Below are 20,032 nucleotides of genomic sequence, written 5' to 3'. Positions count from 1 at the left end.
TTAGTGAAAATTAGTGCAATTCGTGGCGAAAAAAATTAGTATCCAGCTGTAAAACGAACTTGGTGATGTTTTGGAGTTTCAACTTCATCAGCAATAACCACTGCTAGATCTTCAACAGATAAAATACTTCTTTGTTCGTCGTTGAAAACAGGATTTTCTAACCCTAAACGGTATTTTCCTGTTCTTCCTGTCGTAATTCCTTGGTGCATTTCAAGAGCTGGACTAAAAAATGCCCAATCCAATTCTTTTTCTTCTTTAATAACATTTAAATAATCTCTTGCGGCAGAAGCGACTGTGTAATATTCTTTTGGAAACTCTGGAGTATCAACTGCTTGCACGCCTGGCGCAACATATAAACTTCCCGCACCTCCGATTGTGATAAAACGTTTTACACCTGATTTTTTTGCGGCTTCTTGAATCGATTTTGAGCCGTTTTCGAAATCAGAGGCGTAATTTGTATTTGTCCAACCTGGATTATAAGCGTTGATGATAACATCATGTCCTTTTAAAATTTCGGACAAAGCATCTGCATTAAAAATATCTGCTCGCAACCCATTTTGCATTGTCAGTATCTTTTGGGGTTCTTGCAATTGCTGTAATTTCGTGTTTTCTGTTTGCCAATTCGTTTAAAATTGCTGAGCCTACAAATCCTGTAGCTCCAATAAGTGCGATTTTCATAATATATATAAATTTATTTAGTAATAAAAAATGTTACAGTTTTGGTTAAAAAAATAGTTCTAAAACTGATTCGAAAAATCTTCCAATGAAATTTTTTCAAGTTGTGCACTGACTTTTTGATTCATTTCGCTGTATAAAGCGTCCAAATTCTGATTTATTTTTTTCCAACAGGACAATCAGGATTTGGCTGATTTTTGGCATAACCTAAACCAATAGTTTCAAAAGTCATTTCGAATATTTCTTTCAAAGTCAGTTTTGCGAGCATCTACAGCCAATTTTGTACCGCCATTTTTCCCTTCTTTACTTTCTACAATATGATGCGCTTTTAGGTTTGCAATCTCTTTTCTAACCAAAACAGGATTGAGGTTCATACTTCCTGCAATATATTCCGATGACAAATAATCATTTGGGAATTTATGAAGCAAAGTAAGAATGTGAATCGTTATGGCAAATTTACCTGAAAGCATACTGTAATAAAATATGTTACAAATATAATGAGTTTTGCAATACGAAAATAAATTTTAACTAACTTTTTGGAAATAAGTGATTAGTAATTAGTGAAAAGTGATTAGCAAATTATTTTTGGTAAAGTGTTATAAGTGTAACAAAATAAAATAAGTAGTTGCTATTCGTTCGAAAAGCTAATTACTAATCACTTTTCACTAATCACTAAAATATAAATAACTATTTTTGTCTCGATCTTATGATATGAACAACTTTCTTCTAATATTTTTATTTCTTTCGTTAGGCTTGGTTTTACAACATGTAAAACAATTTCCTACTCATATTTATAAGACGCTCAATAAGATTGTCATCTATTTTTGTCTTCCTGCGATTACTTTATATCACATTCCGAAAATAAAATGGAGCGACGAATTGCTGTTTCCAATAGGAGCAGGGTGGATTACCTATATTTTGGCTTTTATCTTTTTTCATTTCTTAGGAAGAAGAAATGGCTGGTCCAATAAACTCATTGGTTGTTTGATTTTAACTGCTGGATTAAGCAACAGCTCTTTTCTGGGATATCCAATTATTGAAGCTTTATTTGGAAAAAAGGTTTGGAAACTGCTGTTTTGGTCGATCAGCCTGGAACTTTTGTGGTAGTTTCTACACTTGGCGTTTTTACAGCGGCTTTTTATTCTAAAGGAAGCCCAAATGCTTTAGGGATCTTCAAAAAAATCATCACGTTTCCGCCATTTCTGATGTTTGTTTTAGCCTGCCTGATGAATATTTTTGATTATAATTTAAATGAAAATTTTCAATTAGTATTGCTGAAAATTGGAAGTTTGGTGACACCTTTGGCTTTGCTTTCTGTTGGTTTGCAATTGACTTTTGATCGAAAAAGTCAGCATTGGAAATTTTTACGACTCGGACTTTTCTTTAAATTGCTTTTAGTTCCTTTTATCATTTTTGTGCTGTACGTGTTTGTTTTTAATCAGCATTCTGAGGTCATAAAAATTACCTTGATGGAAACTGCAATGGCACCAATGATTACAGGTGCAATTTTAGCTTCAACTTACGGATTAAAACCAAAATTAAGCAGTATGATGATTGGTTTTGGTATTCCAATTTCTTTTGTAACTCTTGCTTTTTGGTACTTCATTCTTAGTTTTATTTAATAGTAAAATAGTAATTATATCGACAAAGTAGAATTTTAACTTTTTTTACCTTTTTGATGTTTTCTTAATGTGTTTTTTGGTTAATTTTATTGGAACTAAAAAATATAAATTATGTCAACATTAAGATTAGGCGATATAGCTCCGGATTTTCATGCAGAAACCACACAAGGACCAATCAATTTTCATGAATATTTAGGTGATTCATGGGGCGTTTTATTTTCGCATCCAGCAGATTTTACGCCGGTTTGTACTACTGAATTAGGAACTGTGGCGAATTACCTTCCTGAATTTACAAAAAGAAATACCAAGGTTATTGCTTTGAGTGTAGATGGATTAGAGTCTCACAAAGAGTGGATTAAGGACATCAATGAAACTCAAAATACAGAAGTCAATTTCCCGATTATTGCTGATGAAGATAAAAAAGTAGCGACTTTATATGATATGCTTCACCCAAATGCAAGCGATAAATTTACAGTTCGTTCGGTTTTCGTGATTGGCGCCGATAAAAAAATAAAACTGACATTAACATATCCAGCTTCAACAGGAAGAAATTTTGACGAATTGCTTCGTGTAATTGACAGTTTGCAATTAACGGCAAATTATAGCGTAGCAACGCCGGCAAACTGGAAAGATGGTCAAGATGTTGTAATCGCGCCAGCAATTCCAGATAGCGATATCCCAGCAAAATTCCCAAAAGGACACACACCAATCAAACCTTATTTAAGATTGACGCCACAGCCGAATAAATAATTAAAGATACTAAGATGCTGAGATGCTGAGTTTCTAAGTTTTATTCTCAGCACTCTTTGGCTTCTGTCAAATAAAAAGCGCTAAGATTTCATAATTGAAATCTTAGCGCTTTTTATATAAAAAAACTTAGAACCTTAGCCCCTCAGAACCTTAGTCCCTTTAGTCAACTCATTCATTTTTTCTTGTCGCCTACAACCCAGATAATATCATTTTTCTGTAAAATAATAGGAGATTCTGGGTTCAAAATTCTGTTTCCGTTTCGTTCAATTCCAACGACTAAACCACCAGTTTTTCCTCTAAATTGTCCAATGCTTTTTTGGATGAAATCCTCCTGAGAAACCTCTAACTGACGTAGTACAATTTCAGATTCTTGAACTTCTGTTGGAGGTTCAATTTCATTTTGATTTAGATATTTAGCAAATTCGGTTACTTGAGCATCGGTACCAATTACACAAATTTCGTCACCCGGAAACAAACGTTCATTTTTAGACGGAATTGGAATGGTAATATCGCCTCGTTTTATTTCAGCAATATTAATTCCGAGTTGTTCTCTGAATTTTAATTCTTCAAGTGTTTTTCCTGCCAAGTTTGATTCTTTTCCAATGTCAAAAAACGACATGTGGCCGTCCCAAGGCATCAAATTAGCGTAACGTCTGTCGATTTTTTTGTTTTCACGATCGTTAAGATTTTTCAGAAAATGATTTTCAATTTTATGATATTGTTCGTTTAATTTTTTAGGGAAAATTTGATAAGCGCAAATGGCAATAATCAGCGCGACAAAAGCAACCAAAGGCGAGAAGAAAATATTCAATAAAAATCCAACGAAAAACAGACCAAGACTCATTCTGATTAAAATCAGCATTAAAAGTGCACCACGGTATTTTCGCTCTTCCCATAAAGTTTCAACTTCATCAACTTTTACTCTTCGCAAAGAAAGCGCCCATAAAAAAGGAGCAATAATAACCAAAGTAATTAAGGCGGCAAGCGTATTTCCAAATCGGGTATCAGCCACTAACGGAGCCACAAATTTTGATGATAATAATATGATTGCCGTAATGATGATGGTATGAAGAATAATTTGTGTTACAGAAGCTCTCAAAACAATTTGCCAAGTGCTAACCGATTTAATTGCTTGCGCATTCATACTATAACGGTTGATGTTTTTGACCCATCTTTTTGGCATTTTTGATTCCAAAAACAAAGCAAATTGTTCCGAATATTTAATCAAAAATGGCGTTGTAAATGTAGTAACTGCTGAAACAGCCACAATTATTGGATACAAAAAGTCACTTGTCACTTTCAATGACATTCCGAGTGTGGCAATAATAAATGAGAATTCCCCAATTTGCGCCAAACTCATTCCGGTTTGCACCGATTGTTTTAAAGGTTGACCCGAAAGCAAAGCTCCAAATGCAGAGCTTAATGCTTTTCCAAAAACAGTTACCAAAGTGATAATCAAAACGGGAAGCGCAAAATCAACTAAGGTTACCGGATTAATCAACATTCCTACCGATACAAAGAAAACAGCTCCAAATAAGTCTTTTACAGGTTGAATCAAATGTTCAATTTTTTCGGCCTGAGTGGTTTCGGCAATAATAGAACCCATTATAAAAGCACCTAACGCTGGCGAAAAACCAACATTGGCGACAAACATTACCATCATTAAACAAAGGGCAAGCGAAATAATAAGCAACATTTCATCGCTCAATAAATGTTTCGCCTTTTTCAATATCGTCGGAATAATGAAGATTCCGCCTAAAAACCAAATAATCAAAAAGAACACTAATTTTAAAACAGATTGCAATAAAGCGACTCCAGAAACCTGATCACTCACCGCAATTGTGGATAATAAAACGAGCATCAAAATCGCAACAATATCTTCGACAATCAATGCGCCAAATACAATTCCAACGAACTTTTTTCCTTTGACGCCCAATTCATCAAACGCTCGAATGATAATAGTTGTAGAAGAAATAGAAAGCGTGGCGCCAAGAAAAATACTGTCCATTTTTCCCCAGCCCATCCATTGACCAACTAGATAACCAATTAAAGTCATAAACATAATCTGAGTTATCGCGGTTATGGAAGAAGTGCCTCCCACTTTCATCAGTTTTTTAAAACTAAATTCGAGACCTAAGCTAAAAAGCAAAAAGATAACACCAATTTCGGCCCAAACTTCGACACTTTTCATATCTGTAATTGATGGGAAAAAGTCAAAATGATTTCCAGCCAAAAAACCTGCAATCAAATACCCTAAAACTAAAGGCTGTTTCATTTTTTTGAATAAAAGCACAGCAATTCCGGCGGTCATCAGGATTAATCCCAAGTCGCTGATTAAAGGTTGTAAGTGGTGGGTGGTTTCGGCGTTTAATGCAATCATATAAAATGTGGTATTTTTTTCAGGAGCTAATCCAGCTTTCCATTTCAAGCTTTTGTTCAAAACGCCTATTTTTTAAGCAGTTCCAGGAGCTTCCTCTGGTCGCTCTGTACCTGCAAAAAAATATGGCGTTTTGAACAAAAGGCTTTTCATTTCAATCTGGGCTAAAAAGAGTCTGAGTTAAATAAAAAAAGCTATCTCGATAAAGATAGCTTTTTTTGGGAAAATATTTTAGGTTTTCTTTAAATTCCTGTGTAATTGCTAGGTGTTATCGCTAATAATTCTGCTCTAACAGAATCAGAAACCTCTAAAGTTGCAATAAAATTATGGATTGCGTTTTTATCAATAGCCTCATTAGTTCTTGTCAAACCTTTCAAAGCTTCGTATGGATTTGGATAAGCTTCGCGACGTAAAATCGTCTGAATTGCCTCAGCAACAACCGCCCAGTTTTTCTCCAAATCTTCAGCAAATTTGCTTTCGTTTAAAAGCAATTTGTTCAAACCTTTTAAAGTCGCTTCAAAAGCAATAATGGTGTGACCAACAGGAACACCAACATTTCTTAGAACCGTACTGTCAGTCAAATCACGCTGTAATCTCGAAATAGGCAATTTAGCGACCAAATGTTCAAAAATCGCATTTGCAATTCCTAAGTTTCCTTCAGAATTTTCAAAATCAATTGGGTTTACTTTATGTGGCATTGCAGATGAACCAATTTCGCCCGCTTTGATTTTTTGTTTGAAATAATCCATTGAAACATATGTCCAAATATCGCGATCTAAATCGATAATGATATTGTTGATTCTTTTTAAACCATCAAAAAACAGCCGCAAAATGATCGTAATGCTCGATTTGTGTTGTTGGGAATGAATGTTGCAATCCTAAACTAGTTTCAACAAATTTAGTTCCGAATTGTTTCCAATCAATTTGCGGGTAAGCAACATGATGGGCATTGAAGTTTCCAGTTGCACCACCAAATTTAGCGACAAACGGAACATTAAATAACAAACGCATTTGCTCTTCTAAACGCTCAACAAAAACCAAAATTTCTTTTCCTAAACGAGTAGGAGAAGCTGGTTGTCCGTGCGTGCGTGCCAACATCGGAATATCCTTCCATTCAACGCTTAATTCTTTTAATTTAGAAATTACCGAAATTAAAGATGGCATATAAACTTGCTCAAAAGCTTCTTTTGTAGAAAGCGGAATAGCAGTATTATTAATATCTTGAGATGTTAATCCGAAGTGAATGAACTCTTTGTATTGAGATAAACCTAATTTTTCAAAAGCATCTTTAATAAAGTATTCCACCGCTTTTACGTCGTGGTTAGTTACTTTTTCGGTTTCTTTAATCCAAAGCGCATCTTCAGTCGAGAAATTTTTGTAGATGTTTCTTAAACTGTCAAATAAACTTGAATCAATGCCTTTTAGTTGTGGCAACGGAATTTCGCATAAAGAAATAAAGTATTCCACTTCAACCAAAACACGGTATTTTATCAAAGCTTCTTCAGAGAAAAAAGGTGCTAAATTTTGAGTTTTATTTCTATATCTTCCATCAATTGGCGATATAGCATTCAATTCGTTTAGAGTAGTCATTGTTATGTTGTTTTTCGAAAGGTGCAAATATAAACAGAATTTAGCGATTTGAAGTAATCAAAAACGTCATTTATATGTGTTTAAAGTGATTTTAGCAGATCTCTCATCTCAGCAACTCCTTCGGAAGCAAATTTGGCAATTGTTTCTACTTTGTTTCGAATATTTGGAATCGCAATTGGTTTTGGATCAATATAAAAAACAGGAGTTGTACTTGGCGCGTAAGAAATCAAGCCTGCGACAGGATAAACCTGCAACGAAGTCCCAATCACCGCAAAATAGTCTGCTGTTTCAGTGATGTCGATCGCTTCTTCAAGCGCGGGAACTTCTTCACCAAACCAAACAATATGTGGTCGCAGTTGATGTCCGTTTGTGTCAAAATCGCCTGTATGTAAATCTTCAGTCCAATCTAAAATTAAGCTTTTGTTTTGCGTGCTTCGCACTTTTAATAATTCTCCATGCAAATGCAAAACTTTTGTACTTCCGGCGCGTTCGTGCAAATCGTCCACATTTTGAGTGATTACATGAACGTCGAAATCTTTTTCTAATTCGGCTAAAATGATATGGCCTAAATTCGGCTGAACTTCTTTTAGTTGTTGGCGTCTTTTATTGTAAAAATCCAAAACTAATTCTTGATTTTTATGCCAGCCTTCTGGCGTTGCAACTTCCATAACGTCGTGACCTTCCCATAAACCGTCGCTGTCTCGAAAGGTTTTTATACCACTTTCGGCACTAATTCCAGCACCAGTCAAAACTACAAGTTTCTTTTTCATTTTTTAAATTATATTATTTCGGCAGTTGATTCACTTCTAAAACTCTCACCATTGTAGGTTCAGATTTTGCAAGACCTTCGCCATCGACCTGATTTACATTTTGAAGAAAGATATGAAGTTTTTTTGTTTTTCCCAAAGAGAAATGTCATAATTGGGTTCCCATTCGCCTATAGATGTTGAGGTTAAATCGGTTACTTTCCAAGGATTGTTTTCGCCTAAATTGGTATAAGCTACTGAAACTTTGTTTTCTCTTTCAGCATCTCTGAAAAGAAGATACAAATAGCGTTTTTTCCCTTCTTCTTTGATTAATAAATCGGGTCTGGAAATTGGAATTTTTTGGTGCCTCCGCCTCCTAAATAAAAAGATGTTTTTCTGAACGCTGTATTTGATTTTTTCCAAATTCCATTTTCTAAATATACAATTTGAAATTGCGGGATATTGTTTTCACTCCAATAATTGGCAATGTATGGATTTCCGTTTTTATCAGTCGTCATTGAAGTTTGGTTAATCAAGCTTGATTTTTCTGGAATTTTCCAAGCAATTTCTGCTGATGCTACAGTGATTGGCAAGTTGTATTTTTCCCTGTTTGATTTTTCCCAAGTCAAACCGCCATCAAAAGAACGAGCATAACAAATGTCGTGATTCGTCGAAACATCCCAGCTTTCTCTCCAAACCCATGAGAGATGGATTGTGCCTTTTTGATCAACTTTGGCCTGCCAGTAAGCGCTTCTTTGCTCTTCGCCGTTTAATAAATTGCTTTGTAACTGCGACCATTTTTTGTCTTTTACCGAATATAAATTGAGAATCATATTTCCTCGTCCCGAAGCCCCGGAGCGGTAAAAGAACAATAAATTACCGTTTGGCAGATTATGAAATTCAGGATATGTTACTTTTTGTTCCGCAATTCCCGTCATTGATTCTTCTTTGTCCAAGTCTAAACTCAACGGATATTTGCTTCTTGCGTATCTAAGTTTTGTGTCGTGATGATCCCAACTGACATGCAAATAGCCATCGCCATCAATCGCAATACTGATTGTGTTATGTGCATCTTTCACATTTCCGGAGTAAGGTGTTTTTACAATTTCCCAATTCGCCGAATTCAATTTTCTTTTGCCCAAAACAACATAACCGACATTATCGTAATAGGCTATAAACTGAAAATTTTTAAAAGTCGTCAAAGCATTTTTTCTGAATTTTACTGTATTGACAGAATTGTCATGCTCCAGCCGTTTCCTACCGGAATTTCTACGTTTTGTTGTGCGATGCAGAAAAATGAACTAAAAAGAAGAAAATAAAGGATTTTGTAAAAATGTGGTTTCATTAAAAAGTTGCTGTTTGGTTGTAGTTAGTGAGAAATGAAAATTGGTTGAATTTTCCGAATTAGTAAAAATAACCGATTTAAATATAGCGAGGACTTAAACCATACCAGTTTAAATCTGTAAATGAATGGATCTCCACAAGAAGACGCTTTGTCCAATATGACAATTATTGTTATTTTTGCCGCAAACAGAAATAAAATGATTGATTTAGATTACCTCGCATTTCTTGAGAATATATTAACAGACAACCGTAAAGAAAGGTTTTTGGAAGTATTAGGAAACCGCACCAAACATTTTACAGTTGCTGTAGAAGATGTTTTCCAAATGCATAATACAAGTGCAGTAATGCGAAGCTGTGAAGTTTTTGGAATCCAAGAACTTAATGTAATCGAACAGCGTTTCGGAAAGAGAATCGACAAAGAAATTGCACTTGGTGCTCAAAAATGGGTAGATATCAATCGATTTGATTCTGTTTCAGGATGCCTTTCAGATTTAAAAAGCAAAGGTTACCAAATCATCGCAACTACGCCACACGAAAAAGATTCGATGTTGGAAGATTTCGATATTTCTAAACCAAGCGCCTTATTTTTCGGAACAGAAAAAGAAGGCCTGTCGCAAGAAATCATGGACAATGCCGATGGTTTCTTAAAAATACCAATGGTTGGTTTTACTGAGAGTTTGAATATTTCTGTTTCTGCCGCAATTGTTATTCAGAATTTGACCAACAGACTTAGAAGATCTGACGTTAAATGGCAATTATCAGAAGAAGAAATTCTAGTAAAGCGTTTAGATTGGGCTAAAAATTCAATTCGAGATATTAAAAGAATCGAAGCAAGATATTATCAAGATAATCCGAGATAAAGTTTTTTTAAAGGTTCTAAGGTACTAAGGTTCTAAGATGCTAAGTTGTTGGATCTAAAAAAAACTGAGCTAGAAACTCCATAGTGTGTCTAGCTCAGTTTTTTTATAAAACAATGTATAAAATCTTAGAATCTTAGAATCTCAGCGTCTTAGCGTCTTAGTATCTTAGTACCTTAGAACCTTTTTCAAACTATCTTCCAAAAGATTCGTAACTATCTGTTGCGTACTTTTCAAAACGTTTTAATAATACAATATTTTCTTTTTCAAGGGCAGTTAATTGATCATTTACATTGGTTGAAACTGGAATATACCATTCTTGATCATTAAAAAATTGACGTATAGTTTTAGTTTTAAAAGAAAGTCCATGTCTGGCAAAAATTGTATTTCTAAGAATTTCTAAATCTAGTTTTTTCAAATTCTTTAATTGGCTTTCTTTTAATTTTGTTGTTGAAGAATTAATCGTGTAAACAACATCTGAGGCTCCCCTATAAAGTGGTGAATCAGAATCGTCATACTCTTCGTCTTCATTGATTGTATCTTTTTTAATTTTTTCTTCTTTCTGTTCAGGTTCTTTAGGATTTTGAAAATCCATATATATGTCTTCAGAAAGCATTGCATTTGGATCGTATTTAAACTCTTTTTTTAATAGCTTAAATTTTCTCTTTGTAACTTCTTTTTTAGAATTGTAAGCAGTCCATGTTCCAATCAAGAGTGTATCTTTTTGAATTTCAAAAGTAAAAACGCCATCATTTTTATCATCTCCAGGTTCTTTAAGAGTAAAATAAAATGTATTGCCTGTTCTTTTCATAAATCCTTTAAGAGGCCTGATATTTCCAGCAACAATACTTTGTCCGATAACTTCTGTAGAGGTGATTTTTTTGATAAGGATATTGATTTTATTGCTGTACATTTCTGTTACAGGTCGGGTTGTGTCACGTTCTGCAACAACAAAGCCACCAACCCACGAACCATATAAATCTGTTCGGATTTCATCGGTTACTAAATTGTCTGCAGTATTTTTATTGTCTTTTTTTCTTTGGAATTACATGAAAATAATAAAACGGCAACAAATAAATAAAGAAGGTTTTTCATTTTTTGGATTGGTTATAAAGATAAAATTCAACGATTAATAAATTAGGAATCCAGCCAAGCCAGGCTATTATTTGATAAACATCCATTGGTGAAGGCTGAAACAAATATACAAGAAAAACCTTCCAAAAACGGAGTGTCACAGCAGAAAATGTTAAAGCAAAACTTCGATACATAAATACGTTGTGAAGCACTATATTTTTGTTTTTTATAGCCAAAAAACCTTTCAAAGTAAAGTAAAACCATAAAATGGATAAGGTCACAAAAGATATTTTAGAATAAAAACCGCCATTCGCAAAAATGCCAATAAACAACCCCGAAGGAGCACTAAAAAAGAGAATAGTGAAAACGTATAATTTCCCGATGTTTCGATGAATAATCGGGCGGTTTTTTAGTAAACCCGAATTGAATTGCGTAAATCCGGCAAGCAAAACAAAAATCGCTGAATAGACATGCGTGTAAAAGAAAAAAAGATAAAACGGAATTTCTGAAACTTCGGTTTGTTTTATTTGAAGAAAAGCCACATCATTTCTAAACGGAATGTATTGCCAAGTAATTTGAATCATCAATATGAAAAAATAGCTAAAGCACAATGTCATTAAGAATGGGAACGAAAGCTTTAAGTACTTTTTCAATTTATTTGTGACAGATGATTTGAGAGTCAAATGTAAGAAAAAGATTCTGAGCTTCTAAGATTCTTATAGTAAAAACTTAGAATCTTAGTAACTCAGAACCTTAGAATCTTTTTTACTTTTTCAGAAAAAGAATAAAACCTAAAACACTCACAATTAAAATGGATAGCGCGACAAAAACTGTTGCTAAATCACGAATGTTTTTTCCGGCCCAATCCATAAATAAAAATTTATGCAAAATGGCAAAAGAATAACCTTCGATTTTGTCTGAATTATTGACAACTGCGGCTAATCTTGATGTTGAGGTTTCAATAAAATAAGTTGTTTTTTCGGGCGTGTCATATGCCAATTTTACAACCGGAAGCCTTTTGTTTACAAAGCCGTATTCTCGACTATCAAAATCGGTTAAAACTTTTGATTCAAGCAATTTTATATTTTCGAAAGAGGGTTGAGAATCATCTTCTGAAGTGTCGATCATTTCGCAACATGAAGCTTTTGGAGCTCCATCGGTAAAGTAATACGCTAAAAATTGGGCATATTCTAAATCGAGATTTGGTGCAATTTTATTTGTTGTGGCGTTAATGTAAATCACTTCAGATTTTGGATCTTCTTTTTTATTCCATTTCGAATCTGATTTTGGCATTTTGAATCTTTTTGTGTCTTTTTCAAGCAATTGGCATCTGTAATACGTAGAGTCATTTAGCGTAATTAAACTGATGTTTTGAAAACGGTTCCAATCTAAATTTAGATTGTTGTTTGCGCCAGGAATTTCTTTGGTTACAAAAGTGGGTTCATAAACCATTTGTGACAACGTATAAGGCGCCCATTTTGTAGTTGCGTGATACGCACCGCTGAAAGCGAAAGTCAAAGTGAAAAGTGAAATCCAAATTCCAATTTGACGGTGGTATTTTCTCAAACCTTTTTTTGGTGCTAAACTATCTGTTTTTTTGAATTGTTTCCAAAGCAAGCCATAAATTAAAATCCCGCTCAAAGCAGAAAATCCAATAATTGACAACAAGAAAATCATCGTAATAATTCGGATACTGTTGTTGCTGATTGCATCTATAAGCGACCAATTGTGGAACGTATCAAAAAACCAGATGAAAAATTGTCGTGAAGTTGGATTATAAGTTGCTAATTTGCTTGAAGAAGTTTCTACATAGACCTGCATGGCATCTGGACGATCAAAACTTAATTTGTAAACTGGCAAATAGCGATTTACATATTTGTATTGAGAGGTAAATTCGGTTACTACTTCGCTGTTTTTTATCGGACTTTTTTGGTCATCCAAGAAATAGCGCGAAAGCCATTCGGCATATTTTTGATCTCCACTTTCCAGTTTTTTGGCTGTGTTCGCATCATAATACCAAAGCTCACCAAGAATTGTTTTTACTTGATAATAAGTCGCATTATTGAAAGTGACGATTCTGAAATTTTTGAATTGCGATATTTCATTTTTCAACAAAACTTCCTGAATTGAATAATGCAGTTGACTTTTATCAATAATTGATTGTTCGATTTTATCATGAGCAATTTCAGGTTTGAAAAAGTGCGCCATAAAAGGATGCATTAAACCAGAAAAAGTCCAGAAAATTACTGGAACAATTGTAATCAACCCAATAACACGATGCCATTTGTACATGTTTTGTTTGACTTTTTTGATGAATTTAGAATCTTTCTTCTTTGAAGATTTATTATTTGTTTCTTTACTCATTGGTTGCTTTTTTTTGGCCACAGATTTAAAAGATTAGAAAAGATTATTTAATCTGTGTTAATCATTTTAATCTGTGGCTAAATATTATTTTTTTAATGAAAAATTATATTGTATTCCGAATACAAAAGTTCTTGTAGCTGCAGACTGTATAAGTAGGCTGGGCATTGGCAACATTTGTTCTAGAAACATTATATGCATATAGTTTATCAGTAAGATTTAGTACGTTTCCGTAGATCTCAATTTTTTTCCATTGATAACCAATTCGAGCATTGAAAATATTATAACCGTCATATTTTACAGTGTTGATCTGATCTTGGTAATAACTGCCAACAAGTTGCCATTCTAAAGACGTTCTCAAATTTGGAAGCCAATTTGGGTAATAACTTACTTCTGAATTTCCTGACCATTTTGGTGCTGACGGCATTTCTTTTCCATTCAAGTCCTGAATCGGATCTGATGGTTTGTCCGAAAGTTTGAAATCAATATAAGTATGTTGTGCATAAGTTCCCCCAATGCGAATATTGAACTGTTTTGAAGGTTTGTATGAAGCGCCAAACTCAATTCCTTTATGACGTGTTTCTCCAGCAGAACGATAATCGGTTGAATTGTCTGGAAGTTTGATGTTCAGCAACTCATTTTTGCCTTCCATATAATAGAAAGCGTAATCAAAATTTAGTTTATTTTGAAAAAAGAAAGCCATCCGCCAACTTCATAATTATCAAAATCTGCAGGTTTTAAGTTATAATAAAATTCAGCTGGAACGCCCGATGTACCTCCAGTTCCCGGTTTAGCTCTAAAAATAGAAGTAATTCCCGGAGGCGCAAAACCTTGTGAATAATTGCCATAAAAACCGGCAAACTCAAACGGATTATAATTGGCTCCAGCCTTAAAGGTAAATTTGTCATACACTTTGCTTCCTGTAGAAAGATCAATGGCATTGTCATAATTCACTTTCATGTTGTCATAACGTCCACCAATTGTTACAACTAATTTTTCGATTGGGTTAAAACTGATTTGTGCATAACCAGCTGTGTTGAAAATGTCAGCCGTATAATCAGAAAGTTTAGAATCTGGATGTTCAGCAATGATTTCATACGAATTTACGGTTTGTTTTCCTGGATCTCCCGGATTTAAGTTCGCTTTCAAATCAATTACGTACGACAAATAGGTTACTGGCGAATAATCATATAAAGCTCCTGCAACAATTTTAGTGTTCAGAAAATCAAATTTTTGAGTGTGTTGCCCAATCGCTCCGTAACTTTTAAAGTTGTTCGAATTTACTTCGCCTTTTGCCGTAGTCGGATTTACGGTTGGACTCCATTTGATTCCGTATGAAGGATTTTGCCCCAATTTATTATCACGCAAATAAGCCGTAATATAACTGCTCGAATTTTCGTTCCAGTCATGTTCTAAAGTCAATCGAGTTCGCAAAGCATCAGATTTTCTATAAGTGAAATCAGAAGTGCTTTTGTATGTTCTGTTGTTAAAATCGTCTTCATTGACCGTACCGCTCATGTCTGAATAATATTTTCCGTACATGGTATTGCTGATCAATCGGGTAGTAGCAGAGATGTTGTAATCAATTCTCGCATTCAAATTGTCTTTGTTGTAATCAGAATAGGTCATCCAGCCATTTTCTTGCAAACTTGAAATTCCTGCAATATGAAAACCTACTTTTCCGATCGTTGCTCCGCCCGTGACTTGAAATCTTCGATAGCCATAATTGTCCGCTTGGATACCGAATTTAAATTCAGGATCAACAGGTGGTTTTAGAGAAATTAAATTAATAGTTCCACCAACAGCTTCGGGCCCGTATAAAGAAGAAACCGGACCTTTTACAACTTCGATACTTTGCAGATTGTATTGATTTATTTCCAATAAGGCATTATGATTGAAAATTCCCATCGGGCGAATTGGCAATCCGTCTTCTAGATATAAATAATAAGCATTTGTGGTCATAGGTTGACGAATAGACATCATATGTTGTTCGTTTCCTAGATTTACCATCAAGACTCCCGGAGTTTTATTTATGATTTCGTAAACCGCTGTAGCCTTGGTTTCGTTGATTGTTTTTACTGTTAATTTGCTGATTGCAACTGGAGTTTCTTTTCTTAAAGTTGCGGTGCGATTAGCGGTTACAAAAACATTTTCAAGTTCATGTGATTTTGTTGTGTCTTGCGCTGTTTTGTTTTGCGCAAAAACACATTGCCCTATGACTAATAGGGTAAAGTATATCTTTTTCATTTTGAATTATATAAATTAAAGCTGTAAGCTATAGGCTTTAGGCCATAAGCTAAACTGTAAGTCTTAAATTTTGACTTTTTAAAATTTATATAAAATAGGATGGAGGGTGAAAAATTGAATTTGCGATTGCAATAGGTTTTTTATCGAATGAAGCATAGATTTTTGCTTTTGATTCGATAATCCCTGTCAATTTGAAGTTGTTTAAAATAGAAGTTTGAATGTAAACAACATCTGTTTTTTCTTTCAGATTGTTTTGCATTCTTTTTTCGTTGTCTGCGTATTTTTTTAAGCTTTTTTGAAGTTCACAACGACCGTTACAGGTATTAAAAACCATTTTGCGCTGTACACAGATTGTTTTTGAAATCTCTTCCTGATTTAATTTGAATGAGGTATAAACAAAGAAACTGCCAAAAGAAGGAACTAATAGCATGCAAGAAAGAAATATGACGAAAAGTCGTTTCAAAGTGTGTTTCGTTGTTTTCGAACGCAAAAATACATTTTAAATATTATTTACAAGAATGATTTTTGTCATTTTGTGCAAAAAAGTCTTTTTTAGTATTCAGTATCAGTCTCAGTGCGGTACTGGATTTTTTTAAATAAATAAACCCGACAAGTTTTTTAAACTTGTCGGGTTTGATATGTAATTTAAGTACTAGTCTGAAAACTTAGACTGGGACTGAAAACTATTATTTAACTAAAACCCAAGCGCCTGAAGCTAATAAAGCTTCTGCTTTTTTGAATTTCATTTCTTCCGTTTTTCCAGTTGCAACTTCTTGAACAGTAACTGTATCATTTCTGTTGATTTTTGGCATATCTCTAACGATAGTTTCAGTAACTTGACGTTGCTGTGTTTCTCCAGCTTCGCGGTTCATGCTTTCGCTGTTTGGAATTTCGTCTTTGCTCAATTGCAAGTTTTCTTGTTGGCGAACTTCTCTAGCTTCGTGAATTTCTGGAGCGTTTTGAGCAGGTAGATCACCTTTGAATAAGAATGAAATAACTTCTTTATTAACGTTGTCCAACATTCCTCTAAACAAATTGAAAGCTTCTAATTTATAGATAAGCAATGGGTCTTTTTGCTCGTGAACAGCCAACTGAACAGATTGTTTCAATTCGTCCATTTTGCGTAAGTGTTTTTTCCAAGCTTCATCAACAATTGACAATGTGATGTTTTTCTCGAAATCAGCAATCAATTGAGCACCTTGGCTTTCGTATGCTTTTTTCAAATCAGTAACTACATTCAAAGTTTTGATTCCATCTGTAAAAGGAACTACAATTCTTTCGAAATGATTGTTTGGTTCTTCAAAAACACCTTTGATGATTGGGAAAGCTTCTCTTGCGCTTCTTTCTGTTTTTTCTGTGTAGAATGCTAAAGCTTCTTTGTATACTTTTCCAGTAACTTCGATATCAGATAATTTTGTGAAATCTGCTTCTGAAATTGGAGATGTAATTCCGAAATAACGAATTAAATCAAACTCGTATCCTTTGAAATCATTTGTTACTTTATTGTTGCTTACAATTAATTCGCAAGTATCATAAAGCATGTTAGCAATATCCAGTTTCAAACGCTCTCCGAATAATGCATGACGACGACGTTTGTAAACTACTTCACGTTGAGAGTTCATAACGTCATCATATTCCAATAAACGTTTACGAACACCAAAGTTATTTTCTTCTACTTTTTTCTGAGCACGTTCAATAGATTTAGTCATCATAGAATGCTGAATAACTTCACCTTCTTTCAATCCCATTCTATCCATTACTTTCGCAACTCTTTCAGAACCGAATAAACGCATCAAGTTATCTTCAAGAGAAACGTAGAATTGAGAACTTCCTGGATCTCCCTGACGACCAGAACGACCACGTAACTGTCTGTCAACACGACGAGAATCATGACGCTCTGTACCAACGATTGCTAGACCTCCTGCCGCTTTTACTTCTGGAGATAATTTAATATCGGTACCACGACCAGCCATGTTTGTTGCAATAGTTACAACTCCCGCTTTACCAGCTTCCTCAACGATTTGTGCTTCTTGCTTGTGCATTTTAGCGTTCAATACGTTGTGTTGGATTCCTCTCATTTTAAGCATACGGCTTAATAATTCTGAAATCTCAACAGAAGTTGTTCCAATCAATACCGGTCTTCCTGCTTGTGATAATTCTGTAACATCTTCAATTACTGCGTTGAATTTCTCACGAGTTGTCTTGTAGATATAATCTTCTTTGTCAATTCTTGCAATTCCTTTATTTGTTGGAATTTCAACAACATCTAATTTGTAAATCTGCCATAACTCACCAGCTTCAGTAACAGCAGTACCGGTCATACCTGCTAATTTGCTGTACATTCTGAAATAATTCTGTAATGTAACTGTTGCAAAAGTTTGTGTTGCGGCTTCGATTTTTACATTTTCTTTTGCTTCGATCGCTTGGTGAAGACCGTCAGAATAACGACGTCCATCCATGATACGACCTGTTTGCTCATCGACAATTAAAATTTTGTTGTCCATGATAACGTACTCAACATCTTTTTCAAACAAAGCATATGCTTTTAAAAGTTGAGTTAAAGTATGGATACGTTCGCTTTTTACTCCAAAATCTTGGAATAATCTTTCTTTAGCTTCCGCTTCAGCGTCTTTGTCTAATTTTTGTTTTTCAATCGCGACGATTTCTGTTCCGATGTCTGGTAAAACGAAGAAATCTGCATCAGTATCTCCAGAAAGGTATTTGATACCGTTATCTGTTAATTCTACTTGATTGTTTTTTCTTCAATCACAAAATACAAAGCTTCGTCCACTTTATGCATTTCGCGATTGTTGTCTTGCATGTATTGATTTTCAGTTTTTTGAAGCAATTGTTTAATTCCTTCTTCACTTAAAAATTTAATTAATGCTTTATTTTTAGGTAAACTTCTGTAGGCTCTTAATAATTGGAAACCTCCGTCTTTAGTATTTCCTTCTTTGATCAATTTTTTAGCTTCAGCTAAGAAACCATTCGCTAATTGACGTTGTTGTGCAACTAAGTTTTCGATTTTTGGTTTCAATTCGTTGAATTCGTGACGATCTCCCTGAGGAACTGGTCCAGAAATGATAAGCGGCGTTCTAGCATCATCAATTAATACGGAGTCAACCTCGTCGACAATCGCAAAATTGTGTTTTCTTTGAACTAGATCGCTAGGAGAGTGCGCCATGTTATCTCTTAAGTAGTCAAAACCAAACTCATTGTTTGTTCCGTAAGTGATATCGGCATCGTAAGCTTTTTTCTTTGTTCTGTACTTGGCTGGTGATTGTCGATACAGTCTACAGATAAACCGTGGAATTCGAATAAAGGCGCTTTCCAAGTACTATCACGTTTTGCCAAGTAGTCGTTCACCGTTACTAAGTGAACTCCGTTTCCTGTCAAAGCGTTTAAGTAAAGTGGAAGAGTAGCAACTAAAGTTTTACCTTCTCCCGTTTGCATTTCGGCAACTTTACCTTCGTGCAATACCATACCACCAATCAACTGAACATCATAGTGAATCATGTCCCATGTGATATCTTTTCCTGCGGCATTCCACTTGTTAGCCCAAATTGCTTTATCGCCTTCAATAGTAATATAAGGTTTCTGTTGCTGAAAATTCGCGGTCTTTTGGAGTTGCAGTAACTTCAATATGTGAGTTTTCTTTAAAACGACGAGCCGTTTCTTTAACTACAGAAAACGCTTCCGGAAGAATTTCTAATAAAGTTTTTTCAGAGATTTCATAAGCTTCTTTTTCAAGAGCATCTATAGCATCATAAATGTCTTCTCTTTTATCGATGTCTTCGATGTTTTCTACTTCAGCTTTTAGTGAAGCGATTTTAGCATCTTTATCAGCTCTAGCTTCTTTAATTCTGTCTTTAAAATAAACGGTTCTTTCTCTTAATTCGTCGTTTGACAGACTCATTAATGGAGCTTCGAATGTTTTGATTTTATTTAAATAAGGTTGTAAAGCTTTGACATCTTTCTGTGATTTATCACCTACAAAGACTTTAATAATACTGTTTATGAAACTCATGATTTATTGTATTTCTTTATTATATAATATGTATTTGAACCAAAAAAAAGTCTCTATGATGAGAGACTTTTTCATTTGGTTTATTTTTTTAATATTCATCCTCATTCCAAAGATAATCTTCGTCTGTTGGATAATCTGGCCAAATTTCTTCCATTGATTCATATATCTCGCCTTCATCCTCGATTGACTGAAGGTTTTCTACTACTTCTAATGGAGCACCAGCTCTAATAGCGTAGTCAATAAGTTCATCTTTGTTAGCAGGCCATGGCGCATCACTTAAATAAGATGCTAATTCTAATGTCCAATACATCTGTTATCTGTTTAGTTTGTGCAAAAATAAATTTTTTACTGAAAAAGACAAG

The 20,032-nt window shown here is 34.4% G+C and carries 14 protein-coding genes and 4 pseudogenes; 4 read left to right on the top strand and 14 right to left on the bottom strand.

From position 1 onward, the window contains the following. Positions 1–35: 35 nt before the first annotated feature. Both ACQ9BO_RS23580 and ACQ9BO_RS23575 read right to left on the bottom strand, forming a co-directional pair. Positions 36–678, bottom strand: a pseudogene (locus tag ACQ9BO_RS23580) (NAD(P)-dependent oxidoreductase). A 218-nt stretch (positions 679–896) separates the two neighbouring features. Next, positions 897–1,145 (bottom strand): Rrf2 family transcriptional regulator, encoded by a 249-nt coding sequence (locus ACQ9BO_RS23575; protein WP_431242720.1) that lies wholly within the window; start codon positions 1,143–1,145, stop codon positions 897–899. Positions 1,146–1,386: 241 nt separating this feature from the next. On the opposite strand from ACQ9BO_RS23575, the gene ACQ9BO_RS23570 reads away from it, so the two are divergent. From ACQ9BO_RS23570 to ACQ9BO_RS23560, 3 genes are all read left to right on the top strand, one after another. Further along, positions 1,387–1,782: an AEC family transporter gene (locus ACQ9BO_RS23570; protein WP_431242719.1), complete on the top strand. Its 396-nt coding sequence runs from the start codon at positions 1,387–1,389 to the stop codon at positions 1,780–1,782. Continuing rightward, on the top strand, positions 1,737–2,297 hold the full coding sequence (locus tag ACQ9BO_RS23565; protein ID WP_431242718.1) for an AEC family transporter: 561 nt from the start codon (positions 1,737–1,739) through the stop codon (positions 2,295–2,297). Before ACQ9BO_RS23570 ends, ACQ9BO_RS23565 begins: the two co-directional genes overlap by 46 nt. A gap of 111 nt (positions 2,298–2,408) precedes the next feature. After that, positions 2,409–3,047, top strand: a complete 639-nt coding sequence (locus ACQ9BO_RS23560) for a peroxiredoxin (protein ID WP_431242717.1) — start codon at positions 2,409–2,411, stop codon at positions 3,045–3,047. Positions 3,048–3,219: 172 nt separating this feature from the next. On the opposite strand, the gene ACQ9BO_RS23555 is transcribed toward ACQ9BO_RS23560, so the two are convergent. The 5 genes and pseudogenes from ACQ9BO_RS23555 to ACQ9BO_RS23535 all read right to left on the bottom strand — a co-directional run bounded on the left by ACQ9BO_RS23555 (position 3,220) and on the right by ACQ9BO_RS23535 (position 8,962). Continuing rightward, entirely contained in the window at positions 3,220–5,427 is a 2,208-nt protein-coding gene (locus ACQ9BO_RS23555; protein WP_431245198.1) for a cation:proton antiporter, read from the bottom strand. 239 nt (positions 5,428–5,666) lie between these two features. Next, positions 5,667–7,014: pseudogene (gene purB, locus ACQ9BO_RS23550) on the bottom strand (adenylosuccinate lyase). A gap of 80 nt (positions 7,015–7,094) precedes the next feature. Next, entirely contained in the window at positions 7,095–7,784 is a 690-nt protein-coding gene (locus tag ACQ9BO_RS23545; protein WP_431242716.1) for an SIR2 family NAD-dependent protein deacylase, read from the bottom strand. A 93-nt stretch (positions 7,785–7,877) separates the two neighbouring features. Then, positions 7,878–8,063: a hypothetical protein gene (locus tag ACQ9BO_RS23540; protein ID WP_431242715.1), complete on the bottom strand. Its 186-nt coding sequence runs from the start codon at positions 8,061–8,063 to the stop codon at positions 7,878–7,880. A 26-nt stretch (positions 8,064–8,089) separates the two neighbouring features. Further along, positions 8,090–8,962 carry a BNR repeat-containing protein gene (locus ACQ9BO_RS23535; protein ID WP_431242714.1) on the bottom strand — a complete coding sequence of 291 codons (873 nt, stop codon included), beginning with the start codon at positions 8,960–8,962 and terminating at the stop codon, positions 8,090–8,092. 339 nt (positions 8,963–9,301) lie between these two features. Between ACQ9BO_RS23535 and ACQ9BO_RS23530 the strand changes: the two genes are divergently transcribed. Then, entirely contained in the window at positions 9,302–9,964 is a 663-nt protein-coding gene (locus tag ACQ9BO_RS23530; protein WP_132989655.1) for a TrmH family RNA methyltransferase, read from the top strand. Positions 9,965–10,154: 190 nt separating this feature from the next. Here ACQ9BO_RS23530 and ACQ9BO_RS23525 read toward each other — a convergent pair whose 3' ends face one another. From ACQ9BO_RS23525 to ACQ9BO_RS23495, 7 genes and pseudogenes are all read right to left on the bottom strand, one after another. After that, entirely contained in the window at positions 10,155–10,874 is a 720-nt protein-coding gene (locus ACQ9BO_RS23525) for a YARHG domain-containing protein (protein WP_431242713.1), read from the bottom strand. 178 nt (positions 10,875–11,052) lie between these two features. Next, on the bottom strand, positions 11,053–11,688 hold the full coding sequence (locus ACQ9BO_RS23520; protein ID WP_431242712.1) for a DUF2306 domain-containing protein: 636 nt from the start codon (positions 11,686–11,688) through the stop codon (positions 11,053–11,055). Positions 11,689–11,800: 112 nt separating this feature from the next. Continuing rightward, on the bottom strand, positions 11,801–13,399 hold the full coding sequence (locus ACQ9BO_RS23515) for a PepSY domain-containing protein (RefSeq protein ID WP_431242711.1): 1,599 nt from the start codon (positions 13,397–13,399) through the stop codon (positions 11,801–11,803). Positions 13,400–13,502: 103 nt separating this feature from the next. Beyond that, a pseudogene (locus ACQ9BO_RS23510) lies at positions 13,503–15,643 on the bottom strand (TonB-dependent receptor). A gap of 85 nt (positions 15,644–15,728) precedes the next feature. After that, positions 15,729–16,106 carry a hypothetical protein gene (locus tag ACQ9BO_RS23505; protein WP_431242710.1) on the bottom strand — a complete coding sequence of 126 codons (378 nt, stop codon included), beginning with the start codon at positions 16,104–16,106 and terminating at the stop codon, positions 15,729–15,731. Between the two features lie 223 nt (positions 16,107–16,329). Beyond that, positions 16,330–19,670, bottom strand: a pseudogene (gene secA / locus ACQ9BO_RS23500) (preprotein translocase subunit SecA). Between the two features lie 88 nt (positions 19,671–19,758). Continuing rightward, entirely contained in the window at positions 19,759–19,980 is a 222-nt protein-coding gene (locus ACQ9BO_RS23495) for a DUF2795 domain-containing protein (protein WP_007138072.1), read from the bottom strand. Positions 19,981–20,032: the final 52 nt, after the last annotated feature.

The organism is Flavobacterium sp. P21 (assembly GCF_050632225.1).
In the GTDB taxonomy this organism is placed as follows: Bacteria; Bacteroidota; Bacteroidia; order Flavobacteriales; family Flavobacteriaceae; genus Flavobacterium.
The sequence above is the reverse complement of the archived record's forward strand: the minus strand, read 5'-3'. Positions and strand labels throughout refer to the sequence as shown.

Excerpts from the sequence above, each read along its gene's own strand:
- ACQ9BO_RS23575 (WP_431242720.1), bottom strand. The coding sequence starts at position 1,145 with ATGCTTTCAGGTAAATTTGCCATAACGATTCACATTCTTACTTTGCTT.
- ACQ9BO_RS23570 (WP_431242719.1), top strand. The coding sequence starts at position 1,387 with ATGAACAACTTTCTTCTAATATTTTTATTTCTTTCGTTAGGCTTGGTT.
- ACQ9BO_RS23560 (WP_431242717.1), top strand. The coding sequence starts at position 2,409 with ATGTCAACATTAAGATTAGGCGATATAGCTCCGGATTTTCATGCAGAA.
- ACQ9BO_RS23555 (WP_431245198.1), bottom strand. The coding sequence starts at position 5,427 with ATGATTGCATTAAACGCCGAAACCACCCACCACTTACAACCTTTAATC.
- ACQ9BO_RS23545 (WP_431242716.1), bottom strand. The coding sequence starts at position 7,784 with ATGAAAAAGAAACTTGTAGTTTTGACTGGTGCTGGAATTAGTGCCGAA.
- ACQ9BO_RS23530 (WP_132989655.1), top strand. The coding sequence starts at position 9,302 with ATGATTGATTTAGATTACCTCGCATTTCTTGAGAATATATTAACAGAC.
- ACQ9BO_RS23525 (WP_431242713.1), bottom strand. The coding sequence starts at position 10,874 with ATGTACAGCAATAAAATCAATATCCTTATCAAAAAAATCACCTCTACA.
- ACQ9BO_RS23515 (WP_431242711.1), bottom strand. The coding sequence starts at position 13,399 with ATGAGTAAAGAAACAAATAATAAATCTTCAAAGAAGAAAGATTCTAAA.
- ACQ9BO_RS23495 (WP_007138072.1), bottom strand. The coding sequence starts at position 19,980 with ATGTATTGGACATTAGAATTAGCATCTTATTTAAGTGATGCGCCATGG.